Source organism: Desulfoferula mesophila, assembly GCF_037076455.1.
Classification (GTDB): domain Bacteria; phylum Desulfobacterota; class Desulfarculia; order Desulfarculales; family Desulfarculaceae; genus Desulfoferula; species Desulfoferula mesophila.
In genome coordinates, this window is sequence record NZ_AP028679.1 from 2,811,138 (window position 1) to 2,829,575 (window position 18,438).

16 protein-coding genes are annotated in these 18,438 nt (G+C 65.3%); 8 read left to right on the top strand and 8 right to left on the bottom strand.

Translation table 11 applies throughout. The features are described 5' to 3' along the window. Window positions 1–39 precede the first annotated feature (39 nt). Window positions 40–684: an endonuclease III domain-containing protein gene (locus tag AACH32_RS12735; protein WP_338600013.1), complete on the top strand. Its 645-nt coding sequence runs from the start codon at window positions 40–42 to the stop codon at window positions 682–684. Window positions 685–863: 179 nt separating this feature from the next. Here the strand turns inward: AACH32_RS12735 and AACH32_RS12740 are convergent, their stop codons facing one another. After that, window positions 864–2,816, bottom strand: a complete 1,953-nt coding sequence (locus AACH32_RS12740; RefSeq protein ID WP_338600016.1) for an ASKHA domain-containing protein — start codon at window positions 2,814–2,816, stop codon at window positions 864–866. 207 nt (window positions 2,817–3,023) lie between these two features. Between AACH32_RS12740 and AACH32_RS12745 the strand changes: the two genes are divergently transcribed. After that, on the top strand, window positions 3,024–3,554 hold the full coding sequence (locus AACH32_RS12745) for a hypothetical protein (RefSeq protein ID WP_338600019.1): 531 nt from the start codon (window positions 3,024–3,026) through the stop codon (window positions 3,552–3,554). 79 nt (window positions 3,555–3,633) lie between these two features. Here AACH32_RS12745 and lpdA read toward each other — a convergent pair whose 3' ends face one another. From lpdA to crcB, 6 genes are all read right to left on the bottom strand, one after another. Further along, window positions 3,634–5,070, bottom strand: coding sequence for a dihydrolipoyl dehydrogenase (lpdA, locus tag AACH32_RS12750; protein ID WP_338600022.1), 1,437 nt, complete (start codon window positions 5,068–5,070; stop codon window positions 3,634–3,636). A gap of 8 nt (window positions 5,071–5,078) precedes the next feature. Further along, entirely contained in the window at window positions 5,079–5,258 is a 180-nt protein-coding gene (locus AACH32_RS12755) for a DUF2080 family transposase-associated protein (RefSeq protein WP_338600025.1), read from the bottom strand. A gap of 14 nt (window positions 5,259–5,272) precedes the next feature. Continuing rightward, on the bottom strand, window positions 5,273–6,004 hold the full coding sequence (locus tag AACH32_RS12760; RefSeq protein ID WP_338600028.1) for an N-acyl homoserine lactonase family protein: 732 nt from the start codon (window positions 6,002–6,004) through the stop codon (window positions 5,273–5,275). A 10-nt stretch (window positions 6,005–6,014) separates the two neighbouring features. Then, complete coding sequence (locus AACH32_RS12765) at window positions 6,015–7,754, bottom strand: FAD-dependent oxidoreductase (RefSeq protein WP_338600031.1); 1,740 nt, start codon at window positions 7,752–7,754, stop codon at window positions 6,015–6,017. 123 nt (window positions 7,755–7,877) lie between these two features. Continuing rightward, a complete protein-coding gene (locus AACH32_RS12770) occupies window positions 7,878–8,219 on the bottom strand; it encodes a DUF190 domain-containing protein (RefSeq protein ID WP_338600034.1) in 342 nt (113 codons plus the stop codon). A 14-nt stretch (window positions 8,220–8,233) separates the two neighbouring features. Continuing rightward, window positions 8,234–8,608, bottom strand: a complete 375-nt coding sequence (gene crcB / locus AACH32_RS12775; protein WP_338600037.1) for a fluoride efflux transporter CrcB — start codon at window positions 8,606–8,608, stop codon at window positions 8,234–8,236. Between the two features lie 325 nt (window positions 8,609–8,933). Between crcB and alaC the strand changes: the two genes are divergently transcribed. From alaC to AACH32_RS12805, 6 genes are all read left to right on the top strand, one after another. After that, complete coding sequence (gene alaC, locus AACH32_RS12780; RefSeq protein ID WP_338600040.1) at window positions 8,934–10,112, top strand: alanine transaminase; 1,179 nt, start codon at window positions 8,934–8,936, stop codon at window positions 10,110–10,112. Window positions 10,113–10,118: 6 nt separating this feature from the next. Continuing rightward, on the top strand, window positions 10,119–11,423 hold the full coding sequence (locus tag AACH32_RS12785) for a homoserine dehydrogenase (protein WP_338600043.1): 1,305 nt from the start codon (window positions 10,119–10,121) through the stop codon (window positions 11,421–11,423). A 24-nt stretch (window positions 11,424–11,447) separates the two neighbouring features. Then, on the top strand, window positions 11,448–12,644 hold the full coding sequence (locus AACH32_RS12790; protein ID WP_338600045.1) for a cofactor-independent phosphoglycerate mutase: 1,197 nt from the start codon (window positions 11,448–11,450) through the stop codon (window positions 12,642–12,644). Continuing rightward, window positions 12,644–13,057 (top strand): acyl-CoA thioesterase, encoded by a 414-nt coding sequence (locus AACH32_RS12795; RefSeq protein ID WP_338600048.1) that lies wholly within the window; start codon window positions 12,644–12,646, stop codon window positions 13,055–13,057. The genes AACH32_RS12790 and AACH32_RS12795 overlap by 1 nt, the downstream gene beginning before the upstream one ends. 143 nt (window positions 13,058–13,200) lie before the next feature. Next, a complete protein-coding gene (gene ppdK, locus AACH32_RS12800; protein WP_338600050.1) occupies window positions 13,201–15,951 on the top strand; it encodes a pyruvate, phosphate dikinase in 2,751 nt (916 codons plus the stop codon). A gap of 67 nt (window positions 15,952–16,018) precedes the next feature. After that, on the top strand, window positions 16,019–17,005 hold the full coding sequence (locus AACH32_RS12805) for a beta-ketoacyl-ACP synthase III (RefSeq protein WP_338600052.1): 987 nt from the start codon (window positions 16,019–16,021) through the stop codon (window positions 17,003–17,005). Window positions 17,006–17,229: 224 nt separating this feature from the next. Here AACH32_RS12805 and AACH32_RS12810 read toward each other — a convergent pair whose 3' ends face one another. Continuing rightward, entirely contained in the window at window positions 17,230–18,276 is a 1,047-nt protein-coding gene (locus AACH32_RS12810; RefSeq protein ID WP_338600055.1) for a DHH family phosphoesterase, read from the bottom strand. Between the last annotated feature and the right edge of the window lie 162 nt (window positions 18,277–18,438).

Consider the following 18,438-nt stretch of genomic DNA (forward strand, 5'->3'; position numbering starts at 1 on the left):
CGCCGAGTGGCGTCCAGCGGCCTTCACGGGGAGTTACGCATGTCCACCAGCCAGCGCCTCAACGAGCTTTACGAGCGCCTGTTAGAGGCCTACGGCCCCCTGAACTGGTGGCCCGGGGACAGCCCCTTCGAGGTCATGGTGGGGGCGGTGCTCACCCAGAACACCAACTGGGGCAACGTGGAAAAGGCCATCGCCAATCTCAAGGAGGCCGGGGCGCTCTCCCTGGCCGCCATGAGCCGCCTGGAGCCCGCCCGCCTGGCCGGGTTGATCCGCCCGGCGGGCTACTACAATCTCAAGGCCAAGCGCCTGGCCAACCTTTTGGCCATGATCAACCAGCGCTACGAAGGCGACCTGGAGTGGCTTTTCGCCAGTCCCCTGGAAGAGATGCGCCGGGCTCTCATGGAGGTGAAGGGGGTGGGTCCGGAAACGGCGGACAGCATTTGCCTGTACGCGGCGGACAAGCCGGTGTTCGTCATCGACGCCTACACCTTCCGCATCCTGGGCCGCCACGGCCTGGCCGAGGAAGACATGGGCTACTTCGAGTTGCAGGAGCTGTTCATGGACGCCCTGCCCCACGACCCCGCCATGTTCAACCAGTTCCACGCCATGCTGGTGCACCTGGGCAAGGACCGCTGCAAAAAGAGCAACCCCCGCTGCGAGGGCTGCCCGGCCCAAGACTGGTAAGCGGCGCGGCGGGAACGCCGCCGATTCCTTCCAAACTCTTGACCCGTCTGCTCCTCGCAACGACGGGACGAATTATTACCTCGCCCAAAAAAAAAGGGAGGGGATAAACCCCTCCCTTACATGGTCCGGCCCGGACCCGATTTTCAGGATTAGCCGGAGCGCCCGCCGAGGCAGTCGCGCTACTTGGCCGCCGCCTTGATGGCCGCCTTGGTCTCCTCCAACTTGGCGTAGGCCTCGGGGAACAGGGTCTTGGCCTCGGTGTGGGGCAGGAACTGGCTGCCGGTGTAGTTGTCCATGTAGCCCGGAGCCACCGAAAGCTCGAAGTTGGTCATCTGCTCCACTATGCCGCCCACATCGCCCCTGAGCGGGTTGCTCATGGCCACCAAGCGCGCGCCCAAAAGGGAGCCGTTGCCCACGAACATGAAGCGCTCCGGTTCCATCTCGGGCAGCAGGCCGATGATGGTGGCCCGCTCCAGGTTGATGGACTGGCCGAAACCGCCGGCCAGGATGACCCGCTCCAGGTCCTGGATGGACAGGCCCACCCCTTCCAAGAGGGTCATGTAGGCGGCATACATGGCCGCCTTGGCCCGCAAAAGGTTGTCCACGTCCGGCTCGGTGAGGGCGATGTCCCGGCCGATGGCCGTGTCCTTGGCCCAGGCCAGCACGTACTCGGGGCCGTCGTCGCCCACCCTGAGGCGATCGCTGGGGTGGTCCACCTGGAAGTGACCCCGCTCGTCGATGAGTCCGGTCATGAGCAGGGCGGCCACCACGGCGATGAGGCCCGAGCCGCAGATGCCCTTGGGCTTGGCGTGGCCCACGGTGACCAGGGCGGGCTCGCCGGTGAAGGGGTCCACCGAGAAGTTTTCGATGGCCCCCTTGGAGGCGCGCATGCCGAACTTGATGCCCCCGCCCTCGAAGGCGGGCCCGGCGCTGGCCGCGGCGCAGGCCATCCAGTCCTTGTTGCCCACCACCACCTCGCCGTTGGTGCCCAGGTCGATGAACAGGGTCAAGGCTTCGTCGCGGTGCATACCCACGCCCATGACCCCGGCCACCACGTCGCCGCCCACGTAGGAGGCCACCGAGGGGAAGACCAGGGTGGATACGTGGTCGGGCAGCTCCAGGCCGAACTCCTTGGCCTTGATCGGCGGGTAGTAGGCCGCGCTGGGCACGTAGGGCTCCAGGCGGATGTACTTGGGCTGCACCCCCAGGAAGAGCTGGGTCATGGTGGTGTTGCCGGCCAGGGTGGCCAGGCTCACCTCGCTGAGATCGTTTTGGGTCTTTTTGGACAGCTGGTGCAGCACCTTGTTGATGGAGCGCACCGCCGCCTGGCGCACCTTTTCCAGGCCGCCGGGCTTGCCCGCGTACACGATACGGCTGATCACGTCCTCGCCGTAGGATATCTGCTCGTTGAAATCGCCCTCGGTGCCGATGATCTCGCCGCTGCCCAGGTCGATGAGCTGGGCCCATACTGTGGTGGTGCCCAGGTCGATAGCCACGGCCAGGTTGCGGGCCGTGGTGTCTCCGGGCTCCACCCGGATGACGTGGTTGCGCCCCTTGGCCGGGTCCACCGGCCGCATGATGGTGGTGGTCACGGTCCAGTCGCCGTCGCGCCAGGCGTCGGGCAGATCGCGGATGGCCTCGAAATCGAAAACGAAGCTGTGCTCGCCCGCCGCCTTGAGGGCGGTGAGCAGCCGGGCCACGTCGTTGCGGTTGTCTTCCAGGGAGGGAGGCGGCGCGCTGACCAACACCTTGACCAAGGCAGGCTGGAAACGGCCCTGTTCCTTGAGCTCCTCGGCCCCGATCAGCTTGGCTATCTTGGCGGGCCCGCTGGCCAGCGCGGCCAGACCAGCCTTGTCCATGGCCGAATCCACGGGGATGCGCACCACCAGGTCTTCCTGGATGACGCTTTGGCAGGCCAGGCGCACCCCCTGCTCCGCGTCGGCGGCGCTGATCTTTTCACTGAGGCCGCCTTGCACCTGTCCCTGTTCTATGTGCACCCGGCATTTGCCGCAGACCCCCTCGCCGCCGCACGACGCGTTGATGTGAACCCCTGCCTCCAGGGCCAAATCCAAAAGGCGGTCGCCCGCCTTGGCTTCAACCTCCACACCGAACGGCTCGAAGCGAACTATCATTATTGGCTACCACGCTAAGGGGTTTAATAGACTAATAAAATATGATCAGGTCCATCGAGGCCACTGCTTTAAACCGGTAGCACAGGCCCTGCGGGGTGTCAACCTGTGCCACATACAAGTTTGTAACATAAAATCCTCATGACGGCCTTTTAGCCGTATGATTAAATGAAACCTTGTTCAAACGGATCCAACAAGGAGTTGGCACACATGATTTCGACTCACAGGCTGCTCGGCGGGCTCGCCCTGGCGGCGTTTTTGCTTCTGACCCTATCGGCCGCACCGCCCGCCCACTCGGCCGAAGCCAAAAAGGTCCTGATAAAGTCCGTCAAGGAGGTGGGCACCAAGGTGGTGCTCATGGACGGCTCCGAGTGGACCATAGAAAACCCCTCCGACCAAGAGCTGGTCTACGACTGGCTGCCCTTCCAGACGGTGGTGATCAAAAACAACAAGGTTCTGGTCAACCTCTACCGGGGTGACATCGTGGACGCCAAGATGACCAAGGGACCCACCGAAGCGGCCAAGGCCCCGGCCAGCACGCCCACCTACTCGGCCAGCGCGGTGCAAAGCACCAGCGGCGCTCCTGCCGCCGCTTCGGGCGGAACCCAGGTGGTGGTGTCCGAGGATCTGGTCAAGCGCATGGACAAGATTCTCAATCGCATGGAAGACCTGGAGTTCACCCTGAAGTCCATCGAGGTGCGCCTGCTGCGCCTGGAGCGCATGGCGGGCGTGGGCCCCTAGGGCCCCCACTCCCCGACAACCCGAACAACCCGGGCCGTGGCGCGCTTGACGCCACGGCCCGTTGTCTTGCGAACGAAAATTACTTGAGCGGCGGCAGGTGCAGGCATTGGCCCAGGGCGGCCTCGGCCGCCTCGGGCAGCGCCTCGCTCATGGTGGGGTGGGCGTGGATGGTGTGGGCGATGTCGCTCACCGAGGCCCCCAGCCTGAGGGCCAGGGCGCATTCGTGCACCATCTCCCCGACGTGGGCCCCCACCAGATGGGCGCCCAGCAGGCGGCCCGAGCCTTTCTCGTGCACCAGCTTGACCACCCCGGCTAGCTCGCCCAGCGCCTGGGCCATGCCCAAGCCGCGGGGCATGAAGGAAGACGTCTCGGCCTCCAGGCCCAGCTCGGCGGCCTGGTCCAGGCTGAGCCCCACCCAAGCCACCTCCGGCGCGGTGAAGGCCACCGCCGGGACCACGGCGTAATCGACCAACTCCGCCCCGCCCAAAGCGTTGGCCGCCGCCGCCTTGGCCTCGGCCGAAGCCATGTGGGCCAGCAGCGGCCGCTTGGGCCCCAGCACGTCGCCCACCGCGTAGATACCAGCCCCGGCGGCCAGGTGGCGATCCACCTTGAGGGCCCCGCGCTCCAGCGTCAGCCCCGCCTCGGCCAGGCCCAGGCCTTCCCCGGCCGGGCGGCGCCCCACCGATACCAAGACCTGGGCCGCGCTCAGCGTGAGCGGCTGGGCCGCCTTGCCCTTGGCCTCGCTGCCCGGGGTGGGCTCCAGGGTGGCCGTGGCTCCCTGCTCCCCCCGCTCCAACGCGGCGCAGACCCGGCCGGTGTGCACGGTGATGCCCCGCTTCTTCATCTCCCGGAGCAAGAGCTTGGAGCATTCGGGGTCCAGGGAAGGGATGGGCAGCAAGCGATCCAGGGCCTCCACCAAAGTTACCCGGCAGCCGAAGCTCTGGAAGATGAAGGCCAGCTCGCAGCCCACAACCCCGCCGCCCACGATGAGCAGCGATTCGGGTATTTGGCTAAGGCTCAAGGCGTCGTCGGAGTTGATGACCACCCGCCCGTCGCGCTCCAGGCCGGGCAGGTCCACGGCCTCGGAGCCGGGGGCCAGGATGAGGCGCTCGTAATCCAGGGCCAAGGGGCCGCCTTCCGGCGGGGTAACTTCCAGGCGTCCCGCGCCGTCCAGGCGGGCCGAACCTTGCACCAGCTCCACCCCCCAGGCCTGGAACAAGCGCTCGATGCCCTGGGTCTGGGTGTCCACCACCTTCTGCTTGCGGGTCATTACCGCCGCCAGGTCAACCACGGGATCACCGCCGGGAGCCAGGCCGAACTCGCTCAAACGCCGGGCCGTGTCCAGGGCCATGGCGCTGGCCCGGAGGGCCTTGGTGGGGATGCATCCCCAATGCAGGCAAGTGCCGCCCACTCGGGCCCGCTCCACCACGGTAACCTTGGCCCCCAGGGAGGCGGCCTTCAGCGCGGCCACGTAACCCCCCGGACCCGCTCCCACCACCACCACCTGTGTAGCCACCGCCGCTCCTAATCCAAACGGATGATCTTGACGCGCTTGCCCACCCAGGTGGGCGGCAGGTAGATGCGGCCGGAGTTGCCGCTCTGCTTGACCTGTTTTTCCAATACCTCGGAGCCGTGCACCTCGAACTTAACCGAGCCGCGTTCTTCAAGTTGTGTTTCTATTGTTGGGCTCTTGTCTTCCGGCAATGGCCTTTTCCCGCTCAGGCTATGGTTCCTTGTTGGCCCGGCCACAAGGCGTGGCAGGGGACGATTAAATCGATCTCGCCGGAATCGGCCATTTGCTTGACCCGATTCACGGTGTCCCAGGCCGCGTAGGCGTCGCTGTGCACTCCGGGGCATACCGCCGGTCCGGCGCTGGGGAAGTTTTTCTCGTTGCAGCAGAACCCGGTGATGAGCACCTTGCCGCTACCCTCAGTGTCCACGATGACCGACTGGCCGCCCGGCGTGTGGCCGGGGGTGGGAATCACCCTGACGCCCGGCGCTATCTCGGCCTCGCCCTCCAGAGCCACCACCTCGCGGCCCTCCAGGTAGTCGGGGTCGTAGCGGTGGTCCAGGGGGTGGGGAGAGTTCATGAACTCGATCTCGGCGCGCTGGGCATAGACCTTGGCCCGGGGGCACAGGGCGTCGTTCTCGCAGTGGTCGTTGTGCAAGTGGGTGTGGATGATGACGTCGATCTCCTCGGGCCTCACCCCCAGGCGGGCCAGGCCGTCCTCGAAATATTCGGCCTTGAGCCCCAGCTTTTCTTCCAGGCCCTCGGGGATGATGAAATCCTCCAGGCCGGTGTCGATGAGGATCTTCTTATCTCCGCCCTCCAGATAAAAGACGTAGATGGGGATGTGGATGGCCTGACCATAGCCGCGCATGTAGGTCATGATCCCCTGGTCCGTGGCGTTGAGCCCCACCACGATGGGATGTATCTTGTAGGTGCTCATGACTGCGGCCCTACCCTTCCCCGTCCTTGACCGGCAGAATGGGCTCGCCCCATTTCTTTACCGCGGCCACGCCGCCCGAGAGGTTGTAGGTGTTGTGGATGCCCGCGGCGTCCAGCATCACCTGGCCCTCGTAGGAGCGCACCCCGGAGTTGCACACCAGCACCACGTCCTTGTCCCGGGGCACCTCGTCCAGGCGCTGGGTCAGGGTCTCCTGGGGCAGGTGGCACCATTGGGGCGCCAGGCACTCCAGGAAGGGCTTGGCGTTGTCGATGGCCCGCATGTCCAGCACCACGGTGTTGCCGCCCACGCCCTCGGCCAGGCGGCGGCTGAACTCCTGGGGAGACATGGGCCTGAGCTTGCCGGCCAGCATGTTCTCGCAGGTGTTGGCCGCCGCGTTTAGCACGTCCACCGCCGCGCCCAAGGGCGGGCTGTAGGCCAGCTCCAAGTTGCTCACGTCCTCCAGCAGCGCGCCCTGGGCCAAGAGCCCGGCCACCGCGTTGACCCGGCCCACCACCGCGTCGCCGTTTTCGCCCAGGGCGGTGAGGCCCAGCACCCGGCGGGTGCCCTCTTCCACCACCAGCTTCAAGTACATGAGCTTGTTGTCCGGGTGGAAGTGGGCCCGGTCGGCCTGCACCACCAAAGGAGCCACGCAATTTAGGCCCTCCTGCTCCGCCTGGGCCTGGTTCAGGCCGGTGCGGGCCAAGCTGAGGCCGAAGAGCTTGATGCAGAAGCTGCCCACCGCGCCGGGGAAGGTGGCCTGGCCGCCACACACATTGGTGGCGATTACCCGGCCCATGCGGTTGGCCAGGGACCCGGCTGGAATGTACATGGGCTGGTGGGTGATGATGTTGGTCAGGCTCACGCAGTCGCCCCCGGCGAAGACGTCCGGGTCGCTGGTCTGCATGAACCGGTTCACCTTGATGCCGCCGTTGGCCTCCAGCTCCAGGCCCGCCTCCTGGGCCAGGGCGCTGTTGGGGCGGTAGCCGGTGGCCAGGATCACCTGCTCCACCTCGTACTCCACCCCGTCGGCCTTGATGGCCCGCACCTTGCCGTCCTCGCCGCCCAGGATGGCCTCCACCTTGGCGGCCAGGTGCAGATTGATGCCCTCCTGCTCGGCCAGGTGGCACTCCATCATGCGCACCATCTCCGCGTCGCCCAGGCCGGGCAGAATCTGGGGGGCCATCTCGAAGATGTGCACCTCCACGCCCCACAGGTCGGCCAAGGCCTCGGCCATCTCCAGGCCGGTGGCCCCGGCCCCGATCACCGCCGCGGAGCCCACCTGCCCCTGGGCCACCGCGTTTTTGATGGCCTCGGCATGGTGCAGGTTGGCCACCGGCACCACCCCCTCCAGCTCCACCCCGGGAATGGGGGGCACGAAAGGCTGGCTGCCGGTGGCGATCACCAGCTTGTCGTAGGGCAACTCGCGCTCCTCGCCGGTGGCCAGGTTCTTGGCCCGCACGATCTTGTCGGCGCGGTCGATGGCCGTCGCCTCGGTGCCGGTCAGCACCTCGATGCCCTTGGCGCCCTTGAAAAAGGCGGGGTTGCGCTCCATGTGAAAGCTGGTGGAAGTGAGTCCCTGGAGGTCGGCCACGTCGCCGGAGACGTAGAAGGGAATGCCGCAGCCGCCATAGGAGATATAGGTGTCCCGGTCCAGCATGGTGACCGAGGAATCGGGCAACAGGCGCTTGATGCGGCAACCGGCCTTGGGACCGGCCGCCACCGCGCCGATGATGACAACGTTAAGGCTCACGATGGCTCCTTGTGGGTTAACCGGATGGAAAGGGCCAAATACCACGTATGACCATACCCTTGCACACCGGGACCGCGCAAGCCTTGTGTAGCTGTTTTGTAACCGTATGGCAGGTGGGGGAGACTAGCCGCCGTGGTTGTGACGGTAGACGATCACCGTGGCCTTTTCCAGGGTAACTAGGCCCTCGCGGATGACCTCGTCCAGCCAGGGCAGCAAGGCCTGGATCTTCTCGGAGGTGTCCACGATCTCCACCACCACGGGCAGGCCCTCGCTGAGCCGGAGCACCTTGGAGGTGTGCACCCGACTGTTGGCCCCGAAGCCTAGAATGCCCCGGTACACCGTGGCTCCGGCCAGGCCCTGTTCGCGGGCCTTTTCCACGATCAGCTCGTAGAGCAGGCGGCCGTCGTACTTGTCGCCCTCGCCGATGAAAACGCGCAGCAGCTCCGCCTCGCGCGGCAGGTTCATTGCGGCCCTCCTCTCTAAAGCGCCCTGGCCAAGGCCCAGCCCGCGAACACCGCGGCCAGGCCCACCACGTTTTGCAATAGCAGATTACCCGCGGCCAGCGCCCACTGGGAATCCCGGAGCAACTCCCCGGTTTCGAACATGAAGGTGGAAAAGGTGGTAAAGGCGCCCATGAAGCCGGTGAGCACGATGATGCGGGTCTCGGCGCTGATCATGGTGCGCTCCTGGGCCAGGGCGAACACCAGCCCGAAGAGAAAGCTGCCCAGGAGGTTGACCGCCAAGGTGCCCCAGGGAAAGGGCCATGGCACCAGGCGATGCACTAGGCCGCCCAGGCCGTAACGAGCCAGGGTTCCCAGGGAACCGGCCAGGGCTATCAAAAGTATCTTGCTCAAGGTTCCGCTCCCGCCTTCCTGGAGCATCAGCGACGGACGCCCAGGCTCCAAGCCATTATATTAGCAGCGAATGCCGGTTTTGGCTTGCCCGTGGCAACGCCTGGAGCCCAAACACCTGGGACTATCCATGGTATTGAGCCGAGCCAAGGGCTTCAACCGGCCGCTCTACCTCTCCCAAAGGGGGCCGAAGGGAGTTTTTACCGTCACCAGGCCAGCTTGACACACCGCCACCCCTGGGATAAATTCCATAATTCAGCCGCAGTTAGGCCTTTTGGGCCCCCTGACGGCGAGAGTGGCCTTCACTTTTTCACATGGACACCTGAGTATGCAAGAGTTTCGCCGGATGAAACGACTGCCGCCTTACGTTTTCGCGGTAGTCAATGAGCTCAAGATGGAAGCTCGCCGCCGTGGCGAGGATATCATCGACCTGGGGATGGGCAACCCCGATCTGCCCACTCCCCCCCATGTAGTGGAGAAATTGGTGGAAGCGGCCCGCAAGGGCACCAACCACCGCTACTCGGCTTCCAAGGGCATCACCCGGCTGCGCCACGCCATCTGCGCATGGTACGAGCGCCGCTACGGCGTAACTCTGGACCCTGACACCGAGGCCGTGGCCACCATCGGGGCCAAGGAAGGCCTCAGCCACCTGGTCCTGGCCACCATCAGCCCCGGCGACGTGGTGCTGGTCCCCAGCCCCACCTACCCCATCCACCCCTACAGCGTGGTGATCGCCGGCGGCGACTTGCGCTCGGTGCCGCTGTTGCCCGGCCGCGACTTTTTCGAAGACCTGCTCACGGCCTTCCGCCAGACCTGGCCCCAGCCCAAGATGCTGATCATCAGCTTCCCCCAGAACCCCACCGGCATGGTGGTGGACATGGAGTTCATGCAAAAGATCGTGGATTTCTGCCGCAAGCACGAAATCTGGATCATCCACGACTTCGCCTACGCCGACCTGACCTTCGACGACTACGTGGCCCCCTCCATCCTGCAGGTGCCCGGGGCCAAGGACATCGCCGTGGAGCTGTTCTCCATGTCCAAGTCCTATTCCATGGCCGGCTGGCGCCTGGGCTACTGCGTGGGCAATCCCGAGTTGATCAACGCCCTGACCCGCATCAAGAGCTATCTGGACTACGGCGTGTTCCAGCCCATCCAGATCGCGGGCATCATCGCCCTCAACGAGGACCAGGCCTGCGTCAAGGAAATCGTGGACGTGTACAAGGCCCGGCGCGACACCCTGGTAAACGGCCTGAACCGGGTGGGCTGGGACGTGGAAAGCCCCAAGGGCACCATGTTCCTGTGGGCCAAGATTCCCGAACGCTGGGCCCACCTGGGCTCGGTGGAGTTCGCCAAGCTGTTGATCAACGAGGCCAAGGTGGCGGTGAGCCCCGGCCTGGGCTTCGGCGAATACGGCGATGAGTACGTGCGCTTCGCCCTGGTGGAGAACGAACAGCGCATCAACCAGGCCATCCGCGGCCTGCGGCGCTTCTTCCAAAACGGAGACTAGGAGGCCATGGCCAACAAAGCGGTCAAAGTCGGCCTCTTGGGCCTGGGCACCGTGGGCGGCGGGGTGGCCCGCCTGCTCATGGAAAAACGCGCCGAGCTTTCCGCCTATCTGGGCGTGGATCTCCAATTGGCCCGGGCGGTGGACCTGGAGCCTGCCCGGGCCGAGGAACTGGGCCTGGCCCCCGGCGTGTTTTCCAGCGACTCCTGGTCGATTTTGGAAGACGGCGACATCGACATCGTGGTGGAGACCGTGGGCGGCCTGGAACCGGCCAGGGCCATGGTGCTCACCGCGCTCAACAAGGGCAAGGGGGTGGTCACCGCCAACAAGGCCCTGCTGGCCAGCCATGGGGTGGAGATTTTCCAAACCGCCCGCCAGCAGGGGGTGGGCATCGCCTTCGAGGCCTCCGTGGGCGGGGGCATTCCCCTGGTGCGCTCGCTGCGCGACAGCCTGGCGGCCAACCGCGTCACCTCCTGCCTGGGTATCCTCAACGGAACCTGCAACTTCATCCTGAGCCGCATGACCGCCGAGGGCGCGCCCTTCGACCAGGTGCTGGCCCAGGCCCAGGAAAAGGGCTACGCCGAGGCCGACCCCACCTTTGACGTGGAGGGCACCGACACCGCCCACAAGCTGGCCATCGTGGCCAGCCTGGTTACCGGGGCCCAGCCTCGCCTGGACGACATCCCCACCGAGGGCATCACCAAGATCACCCCCCTGGACATCCAGTTCGCCGGGGAGTTCGGCTTCAAGATCAAACTCCTGGCGGTGCTCAACAACCAGGGCGGCAAGGTGGAGGCCAGGGTGCATCCCGCCCTGGTGCCCCACGACCATTTGCTGGCCTCGGTGGAAGGCCCCTTCAACGCCCTGCACGTGAACGGCGACTGGGTGGGCCAGGTGCTCCTCTACGGCCAAGGGGCGGGACGCCGTCCCACCGCCTCGGCGGTGGTGGGCGACGTGCTGGAGCTGGCCCGCGACGTGGCCGCCGGAGTGCCCGGCCGGGTGCCTCCCCTGGGCACCCAGGCCAGCGGCGGCCGCCGCCTGGACCTGGCCCCCCTGGACGACGCCAGGTGCCAGTACTACTGCCGCTTCGCGGCCCTGGACCAACCCGGCGTGCTGGCTTCGGTGGCCCGGGAGCTGGGCTCGTTCAACATCAGCATCGAGAAGGTGACCCAAAAAGGCCGCCAGGAAGCCGGGCCGGTGCCCATCGTCATGCTCACCCACGAGGCCCGCGAGGCCGACCTGCGCGGGGCACTCAAAAAGATAGACGCGCTGCCGGAGATCGTGGAGCCCACCGTGGTCATCCGCATGGCCTAGCCCGGGTCGAAAGGAACCAGCAACATGAAGTACCTGATCCTGGTGGGCGACGGCATGGGCGACCTGCCCCTGGCCGAGCTGGACGGGCGCACCCCCTTGCAGGCGGCGAACACCCCCAACATGGACCGGCTGGCCCGCGAGGGAGTCCTCGGCCTCACCCGGACCGTGCCCCCCGGCAAGGAGCCGGGCAGCGACACGGCCAACATGTCCCTGTTGGGCTACGACCCGGCCATCTACCACACCGGCCGCTCGCCCATCGAAGCCGCGTCCATGGGGGTGGACCTGGCTCCCGGTGAAATAGCCTTCCGCTGCAACCTGGTCACCCTGGAACACTCCGCCGGCAAGACCGTGATGGACAACTATTCCGCCGGCCACATCGACAGCGAGGCCGCCGCCCGGCTCATCGAGACCCTGGACCGGGAGCTGGGCAGCGAGGGCCTGCGCTTTTACGCGGGGGTCAGCTACCGCCATCTGCTGGTGTGGAAGGACGGCCCCCTGAGGGCGGCCACCGTGCCGCCCCACGACCGCTCCGGCCAGAGCGTGGACGACGTGCTGAGCGGAGGCGACGGCCTGGAACTGGTGGCCGAGCTGACCCGGGCCTCCTGGCCCCTGCTCAAGGGGCACCCGGCCAACGCCGAGCGCCTGGCCCAGGGCATGCCCGCGGCCAATTCCATCTGGCTGTGGGGCCAGGGCACCAAGCCCAGCTTCACCACCTATCAGGAGCGCTTCGGCCTGAGCGGGGTGGCGGTGAGCGCGGTGGACCTCATCAAGGGCCTGGGGGTGCTGGCCGGCCTGTACCCCGTGGAGGTTCCCGGGGCCACCGGCTGGCTGGACACCAACTACGAGGGCAAGGTGGCCGCGGCCCTGGCCGGGCTGGATCAAGGCCAAGTGGCCTACGTGCACGTGGAGGCCCCGGACGAGGCCAGCCACGGCGGCGACCTCAAGCTCAAGATGCAGGCCATCGAAGACTTCGATCGCCTGGCGGTGGGGCCGCTGCTCAAGGGCCTGGCCCAGGTGGGACCCCACCGGGTGTTGTTGGCCACCGACCACTTCACCCCCATCAGCACCCGCACCCACGGCACCCAGCCGGTGCCCTACGTTCTGTGGGATTCCCAGAACCCGCGCCAAGGCCAAGCCGGCTTCAACGAGGCCGACGCGGCCCAGGGGCGCCGGGAGCCCGAGGCGCACCGGCTGGTGGAGCGCCTGGTGGAGGGCTTCTGATGCACCGCAGCCAAGTGCGGCCCCTGTTCGGCGACGTGGACGCCATGAACGTGGTGTACTACGGCAACTACCTCAGGTTTTTCGAGCTGGGCCGGGCGGAGCTGATGCGCTCCACCGGCCGGGCCTACAGCGACTTGGCCCAAGAGGGGATGCACCTGGCGGTGACCGAGACCGGGGTGCGCTATCATCGCTCCGCCCTCTACGACCAACTTCTCACCGTGGAAGCCTCGGTGGCCTGGATCAAAAAGGCCTCCCTGCGCTTCAACTATAAGGTTTTGGGCCCGGAGGACCGGGGGGAGCTTCCCCTGCTGGCCACGGGCTTCACGGTGCACGCCTGCGTGGACCTTTCAGGAAGGATCAAGCCATTCCCCGCCTGGGTCGCCCCCCTGTTGGAGCCTCATCTGGAAAATTGACTCCTACCGTCTGGTAGGGCGGCCAAGGCATATGCTATACTTCTTTGATTCCATTGACCCAAACACCCGTATTGGGCGTATTTACTAAGGAGTTCGCCCAGTTATGCGGGAATTGGTTACCAACTGGCCTAGGGAGGACTATCGTGGCCAAACAGAAATACGTATACTTCTTTGGAGATGGTAAGGCCGACGGCAAAGCCGATATGAAAAACTTGCTGGGTGGCAAGGGCGCCAATATCGCCGAGATGACCAATCTCGGAATCCCGGTTCCGGCCGGCTTCACCATTACCACCGAGGTTTGCACCTACTTCTACGACAAGGGACAAAAATATCCCTTGGGCCTCAAGAAGGACGTAGCGGCGGCCCTGAAGAAGGTGGAAAAATCCATGGGCGCCAAGTTCGGCGACCCCAAGAACCCCCTGCTGGTATCGGTGCGCTCCGGCGCGCGCGTTTCCATGCCCGGCATGATGGACACGGTGCTCAACATCGGCTTGAACGACACCACCATCCAGGGCCTGATCGACAAGACCGGTAACGAGCGCTTCGCCTACGACGCCTACCGCCGCTTCGTCAACATGTACGGCGACGTGGTCATGGGCGTGCGTCCCCGCAACGAGAAGGAGCATGACCCCTTTGAGGAGGTCATGGAAGCCAAGAAAAAGAAGCGGGGCATCAAGATGGACCTTGAGCTCAGCGCCCAGGACCTCAAGGAGTTGGTGGGCGAGTTCAAGGCCCTGATCAAAAAGCGCCTGGGCGTGCCCTTCCCCGAGGAGCCCATGGACCAGCTTTGGGGCGGCATCAGCGCGGTGTTCGAATCCTGGAACATCCCCCGCGCCATCAGCTATCGCCAGATTCACGGCATTCCCGAGGACTGGGGCACCGCGGTCAACGTGCAAGCCATGGTCTTCGGCAACATGGGTGACGACTCGGCCACCGGCGTGGCCTTCACCCGCGACCCCGCCACCGGCGAAAACTACTTCTACGGCGAGTACCTCACCAACGCCCAGGGCGAGGACGTGGTGGCCGGCATCCGCACCCCGCAGCCCATCAACCGGGCCAAGAAGGTGCCCAAGGGCATGAACACCCTGGAAGACGAGATGCCGCCGCTGTACAAGCAACTGGCGGGCATCCGCACCACCCTGGAAAAGCACTACCGCGACATGCAGGACATCGAGTTCACCATCCAGCAGGGCAAACTGTGGATGCTACAGACTCGTACCGGCAAGCGCACCGCCGCCGCCGCCGTGAAGATCGCGGTGGACATGGTCAAGGAGCGCCGCATCACCAAGCCCGAGGCGGTCATGCGCGTCAGCCCCGACCAGCTCGACCAGCTCCTGCACCCCACCCTGGACCCCAAGGCCGTCAGGGAAAAGATCGCCAAGGGCCTTCCCGCCAGCCCCGGCGCGGCGGTGGGCCAGGTGGTGTTCTCCGCCGAGGAGGCCGAGCAGTGGGCCAATGAAGGCAAAAAGGTCATCCTGGTTCGCATCGAGACCAGCCCAGACGACATTCGCGGCATGAACGTGGCCGAGGGCATCCTCACCACCCGCGGCGGCATGACCAGCCACGCGGCGGTGGTGGCCCGCGGCATGGGCAAGTGCTGCGTGGCCGGCGTCGGCGAGATCTCGGTGGACTACAAGAAGGGCAACTTCAGCGTAGGCAAGACCGTGGTCAAGGAAGGCGCCTGGATCTCCATGGACGGCACCAAGGGCGAAGTCTACCTGGGCCAGGTGCCCAAGGTGGAGCCCAAGCTGACCGGCGACTTCGGCACCTTCATGAAGTGGGCCGACGAGATCCGCGTGCTCAAGGTGCGCACCAACGCCGACACCCCCCACGACTCCGGGGTGGCCCGCGCCTTCGGCGCCGAGGGCATCGGCCTGACCCGCACCGAGCACATGTTCTTCGAGGGCGAGCGCATCAGCGCGGTGCGCCAGATGATCCTGTCCGAGGACGTGGAGGGCCGCAAGAAGGCCCTGGCCAAGATCCTCCCCATGCAGCGCGAGGACTTCGTGGGCATCTTCCGGGCCATGGCAGGGCTGCCGGTGACCATCCGCACCCTGGACCCGCCCCTGCACGAGTTCCTGCCCGGGCACAACGACACCAAGGAGATCAACGAGCTGGCCAAGGAAATGGGCGTGAAGCCCGCTCAGCTCAAGAAGAAGATCGCCTCCCTGGCCGAGTTCAACCCCATGCTGGGTACCCGCGGCTGCCGCTTGGGCATCAGCTACCCCGAGATCACCGAGATGCAGGCCCGAGCCATCTTCGAGGCCGCCTGCAAGGTGGCCCGCGAGGGCAAGCGGGTGATGCCCGAGATCATGATCCCCCTGGTGGGACATGTGAACGAGCTCAAACTGCAGCGGGCCATCGTGGAAGAAGTGGCCCAGGAGGTCATGGGCAAACAGGGCGTGAAGATCAAGTACATGGTAGGCACCATGATCGAGCTGCCCCGCGCCGCTCTGACCGCCGATCAGATCGCCGAAGAGGCCGAGTTCTTCTCCTTCGGCACCAACGACCTCACCCAGACCACCTTCGGCATGTCGCGTGACGACACCGGCGCGCTGTTGGCCTTTTACGTCGACGAGGGCATCCTGCCCAAGGATCCCTTCGTCAGCATTGACGAAGCGGGCGTGGGCCAGCTGGTGGCCATGGGCGTCGAGAAGGGCCGCGCCACCCGCGCGGGCCTCAAGTGCGGCATCTGCGGCGAGCACGGCGGCGATCCCGACAGCATCGACTTCTGCCACCGGGTTGGCCTGGACTACGTGAGCTGCTCTCCCTACCGGGTGCCCATCGCCCGCTTGAGCGCGGCCCAGGCCGCCATCCGTCACCAGGCTCCGGCCAAGGCGGCCCCCAAGAAGAAGGCCGCGGCCAAGAAGGCCAAGGGCGGCAAGAAAAAATAGCTGACCACATTGCAAGGGCCGCGCTCCCTCGGGGGCGCGGCCCGCTTTACCAGTTGCGGAGAGTTTGATGGTTCCCATCCGCCTGGCGGGCACGGGCCTGTACGTACCCCAAAAAGTCCTGACCAACTTCGACTTGCAAAAGACCCTGGACACCACCGACGAGTGGGTGGTCAAGCGCACCGGGGTGAGCGAGCGCCGCATAGCCGCCCCCGACGAGGCGGCCAGCGACCTGGCCCTGCACGCGTCGCGCCAGGCCATGGAAGCCGCCGGGGTGACCGACCGGGACCTGGATTTCATCATCCTGGCCACCATAACTCCGGACACCCATTGTCCATCGGGGGCCAACTGGCTCCAGGCCAAGATGGACGCCCCTCAGGCCATATCCTTCGACGTCACCGCCGCCTGCAGCGGCTTCGTATTCGCCCTGGACGTGGCCACCCGCTACATCCAATGCGGCATGGCCAAAACCGTCCTGGTGGCGGCCAGCGAGGTCATGAGCCGTGTGCAGGACTGGACCGACCGGACCAATTGCATCCTCTGGGGAGACGGCGCCGGAGCGGCGGTGCTCACCGCGGCCGAAGGCGCCCCCCAGATCATTGACACCTATATCGGCACCGACGGGGCCAACGGCCAGAACTTGTTGATGCCCGGCGGCGGCTCCAAGACCACCCCCATCAGTCACGAATCGGTGGACGCCAAGGCCCACACCCTCAGGATGATCGAGGCCTCGGCCTCGGTCAGGGTGGCGGTGAAACACTTCGCCGAGTCGGTGCTGCTCATCTTGGAACGCAACGGCTACAAGCTGGAGGACGTGGACCACTTCATCCCCCACCAGGCCAACCTGCGCATGCTGCAATCGGTGGCCAAGCGCCTGGGGGTGGACTTCGACAAGTTCGTCATCACCGTGGACCGCTACGGCAACATTTCCTCGGCCTCGAGCATCATCGCCCTGGCCGAAGCCGTGCATTCCGGGCGCATCAAGCCAGGCGACCTGGCGTGCATCACCGTGTTCGGCGGCGGGCTCACCTGGGGCAGCGTCCTGATCCAGTTCTGAGTATTTACGCTATTCTCCCCGGCATCGGGCCGGGGAGGCCCCCATTGCTCCTGAGCGCCAAACGCCGCCCCCTCTTCCGCTCCCCGCCAGGCTATCTCATGTTATAAATATTTATTATCGAGGTATTGAGACAATTAATTAATATTTTACTTTAACTATTGTGGAGGCCGAAAAACGGCCCTCCCCTGCCCGGCGGGCCGGAGTTTCTTGCCCGAGAATCAGATTTATTTTTTGGGGGCGGCTTTTTTGTGGGGGCCGTACGCCTTGGCCAGGCGGCGCATCACAAAGCGGGACAGGCTCTCGTCGCTGGAGTCCTTGCATGCCTTTTTGATGGCGCTGAGCGACAGCTCGGCCCGCGCCATGGCCTTGTGCCCTCCGGCGGGGCCATACTCGCCAAAGGCCTCTTCGGCCAGGCGTCCGGCGTTGATCCGGTAGCCCGCGTTGCGCAGGATCACCACCAAGTGGTCCTGGTGCACCCCGCTCACCGCGCAGGTGTCCACGGAATCCACCCGCAGGAAAAAGTCGGCGATCTGTACCAGGTTGTCGGGACTGGACACCTCGCCCAGGTGCACGTACATGGAGTGCTTGCGCACCACGAAACGGTCCAAGGCCAAGTGCAACAGGGCCAGATCCTTCAGGCGCATTTCGCTGAACTCGATCTTGCGCAAAACCGAGTGATTGGCCTTGGGGAACAGGTATTGGAAGGCCTGCACGTCCTCCAGCTGGGAGGAACGGCCGAAGCTGTAGGTGTCGGTCTTGATTCCGTAGACCAGGGCCGTGGCCAGGCGGCTGGAGGGTTTTATGCCCGCACCCCGGATGTATTCAGTCAAAATGCTGCTCGCCGCCCCATAACGCGGCCGGATGTCGCAGAAGCCGCAGGTGGCGGTCACCTCCCCCACCGGATGGTGGTCGATGACCACGTCCACCTTGATGCCTTCAAAAGCGGCGTTGTGGTGGGGCTGGCTGTCGAGCATCACCTTCTTGCTGAAGGCGCTCACGTCCACCTTGTCCAAGGGGGTCAGGGGGATATTGAGCAAGCGGGTCATGGCCAGGTTGTCGGGCCGGCTTATCTGGTTCACGTTGGCGATGGTGACGTTGGCCACCTTGCGCCACAGCAGCCGTTTTAGGGCCAGGGCGGCGGCCAAGGCGTCAGGATCGGCCGCTATGAGCACCAGCACCCGGTCTTCCGGACCAAAGCGGGCCAACAGGCGCTTTACCAAATCAGCGGGCCGGGCAGGTCTGGCTGCCGACTTCTTCTTTTCCTTGGCCATAGGGGCGGACCTCTTTAAACACGTAACCCCTCATCGATCTGATGTGGGGCTCATTAACCATAGCATTACCGGCTCACCGTAACAAGAGGGTGACGCCGACCCGCTTCACAATGTGATACTTGACGTAACCGGCATCCCCGCATAGATTAGTAAACTTGAAAA

Bases quoted from the DNA above. Each gene is read 5' to 3' on its own strand.
- AACH32_RS12740 (WP_338600016.1), bottom strand. From the start codon at position 2,816: ATGATAGTTCGCTTCGAGCCGTTCGGTGTGGAGGTTGAAGCCAAGGCG.
- AACH32_RS12735 (WP_338600013.1), top strand. From the start codon at position 40: ATGTCCACCAGCCAGCGCCTCAACGAGCTTTACGAGCGCCTGTTAGAG.
- AACH32_RS12805 (WP_338600052.1), top strand. From the start codon at position 16,019: ATGGTTCCCATCCGCCTGGCGGGCACGGGCCTGTACGTACCCCAAAAA.
- AACH32_RS12790 (WP_338600045.1), top strand. From the start codon at position 11,448: ATGAAGTACCTGATCCTGGTGGGCGACGGCATGGGCGACCTGCCCCTG.
- AACH32_RS12770 (WP_338600034.1), bottom strand. From the start codon at position 8,219: ATGAACCTGCCGCGCGAGGCGGAGCTGCTGCGCGTTTTCATCGGCGAG.
- AACH32_RS12785 (WP_338600043.1), top strand. From the start codon at position 10,119: ATGGCCAACAAAGCGGTCAAAGTCGGCCTCTTGGGCCTGGGCACCGTG.
- AACH32_RS12760 (WP_338600028.1), bottom strand. From the start codon at position 6,004: ATGAGCACCTACAAGATACATCCCATCGTGGTGGGGCTCAACGCCACG.
- alaC (WP_338600040.1), top strand. From the start codon at position 8,934: ATGCAAGAGTTTCGCCGGATGAAACGACTGCCGCCTTACGTTTTCGCG.
- AACH32_RS12795 (WP_338600048.1), top strand. From the start codon at position 12,644: ATGCACCGCAGCCAAGTGCGGCCCCTGTTCGGCGACGTGGACGCCATG.
- AACH32_RS12745 (WP_338600019.1), top strand. From the start codon at position 3,024: ATGATTTCGACTCACAGGCTGCTCGGCGGGCTCGCCCTGGCGGCGTTT.
- AACH32_RS12810 (WP_338600055.1), bottom strand. From the start codon at position 18,276: ATGGCCAAGGAAAAGAAGAAGTCGGCAGCCAGACCTGCCCGGCCCGCT.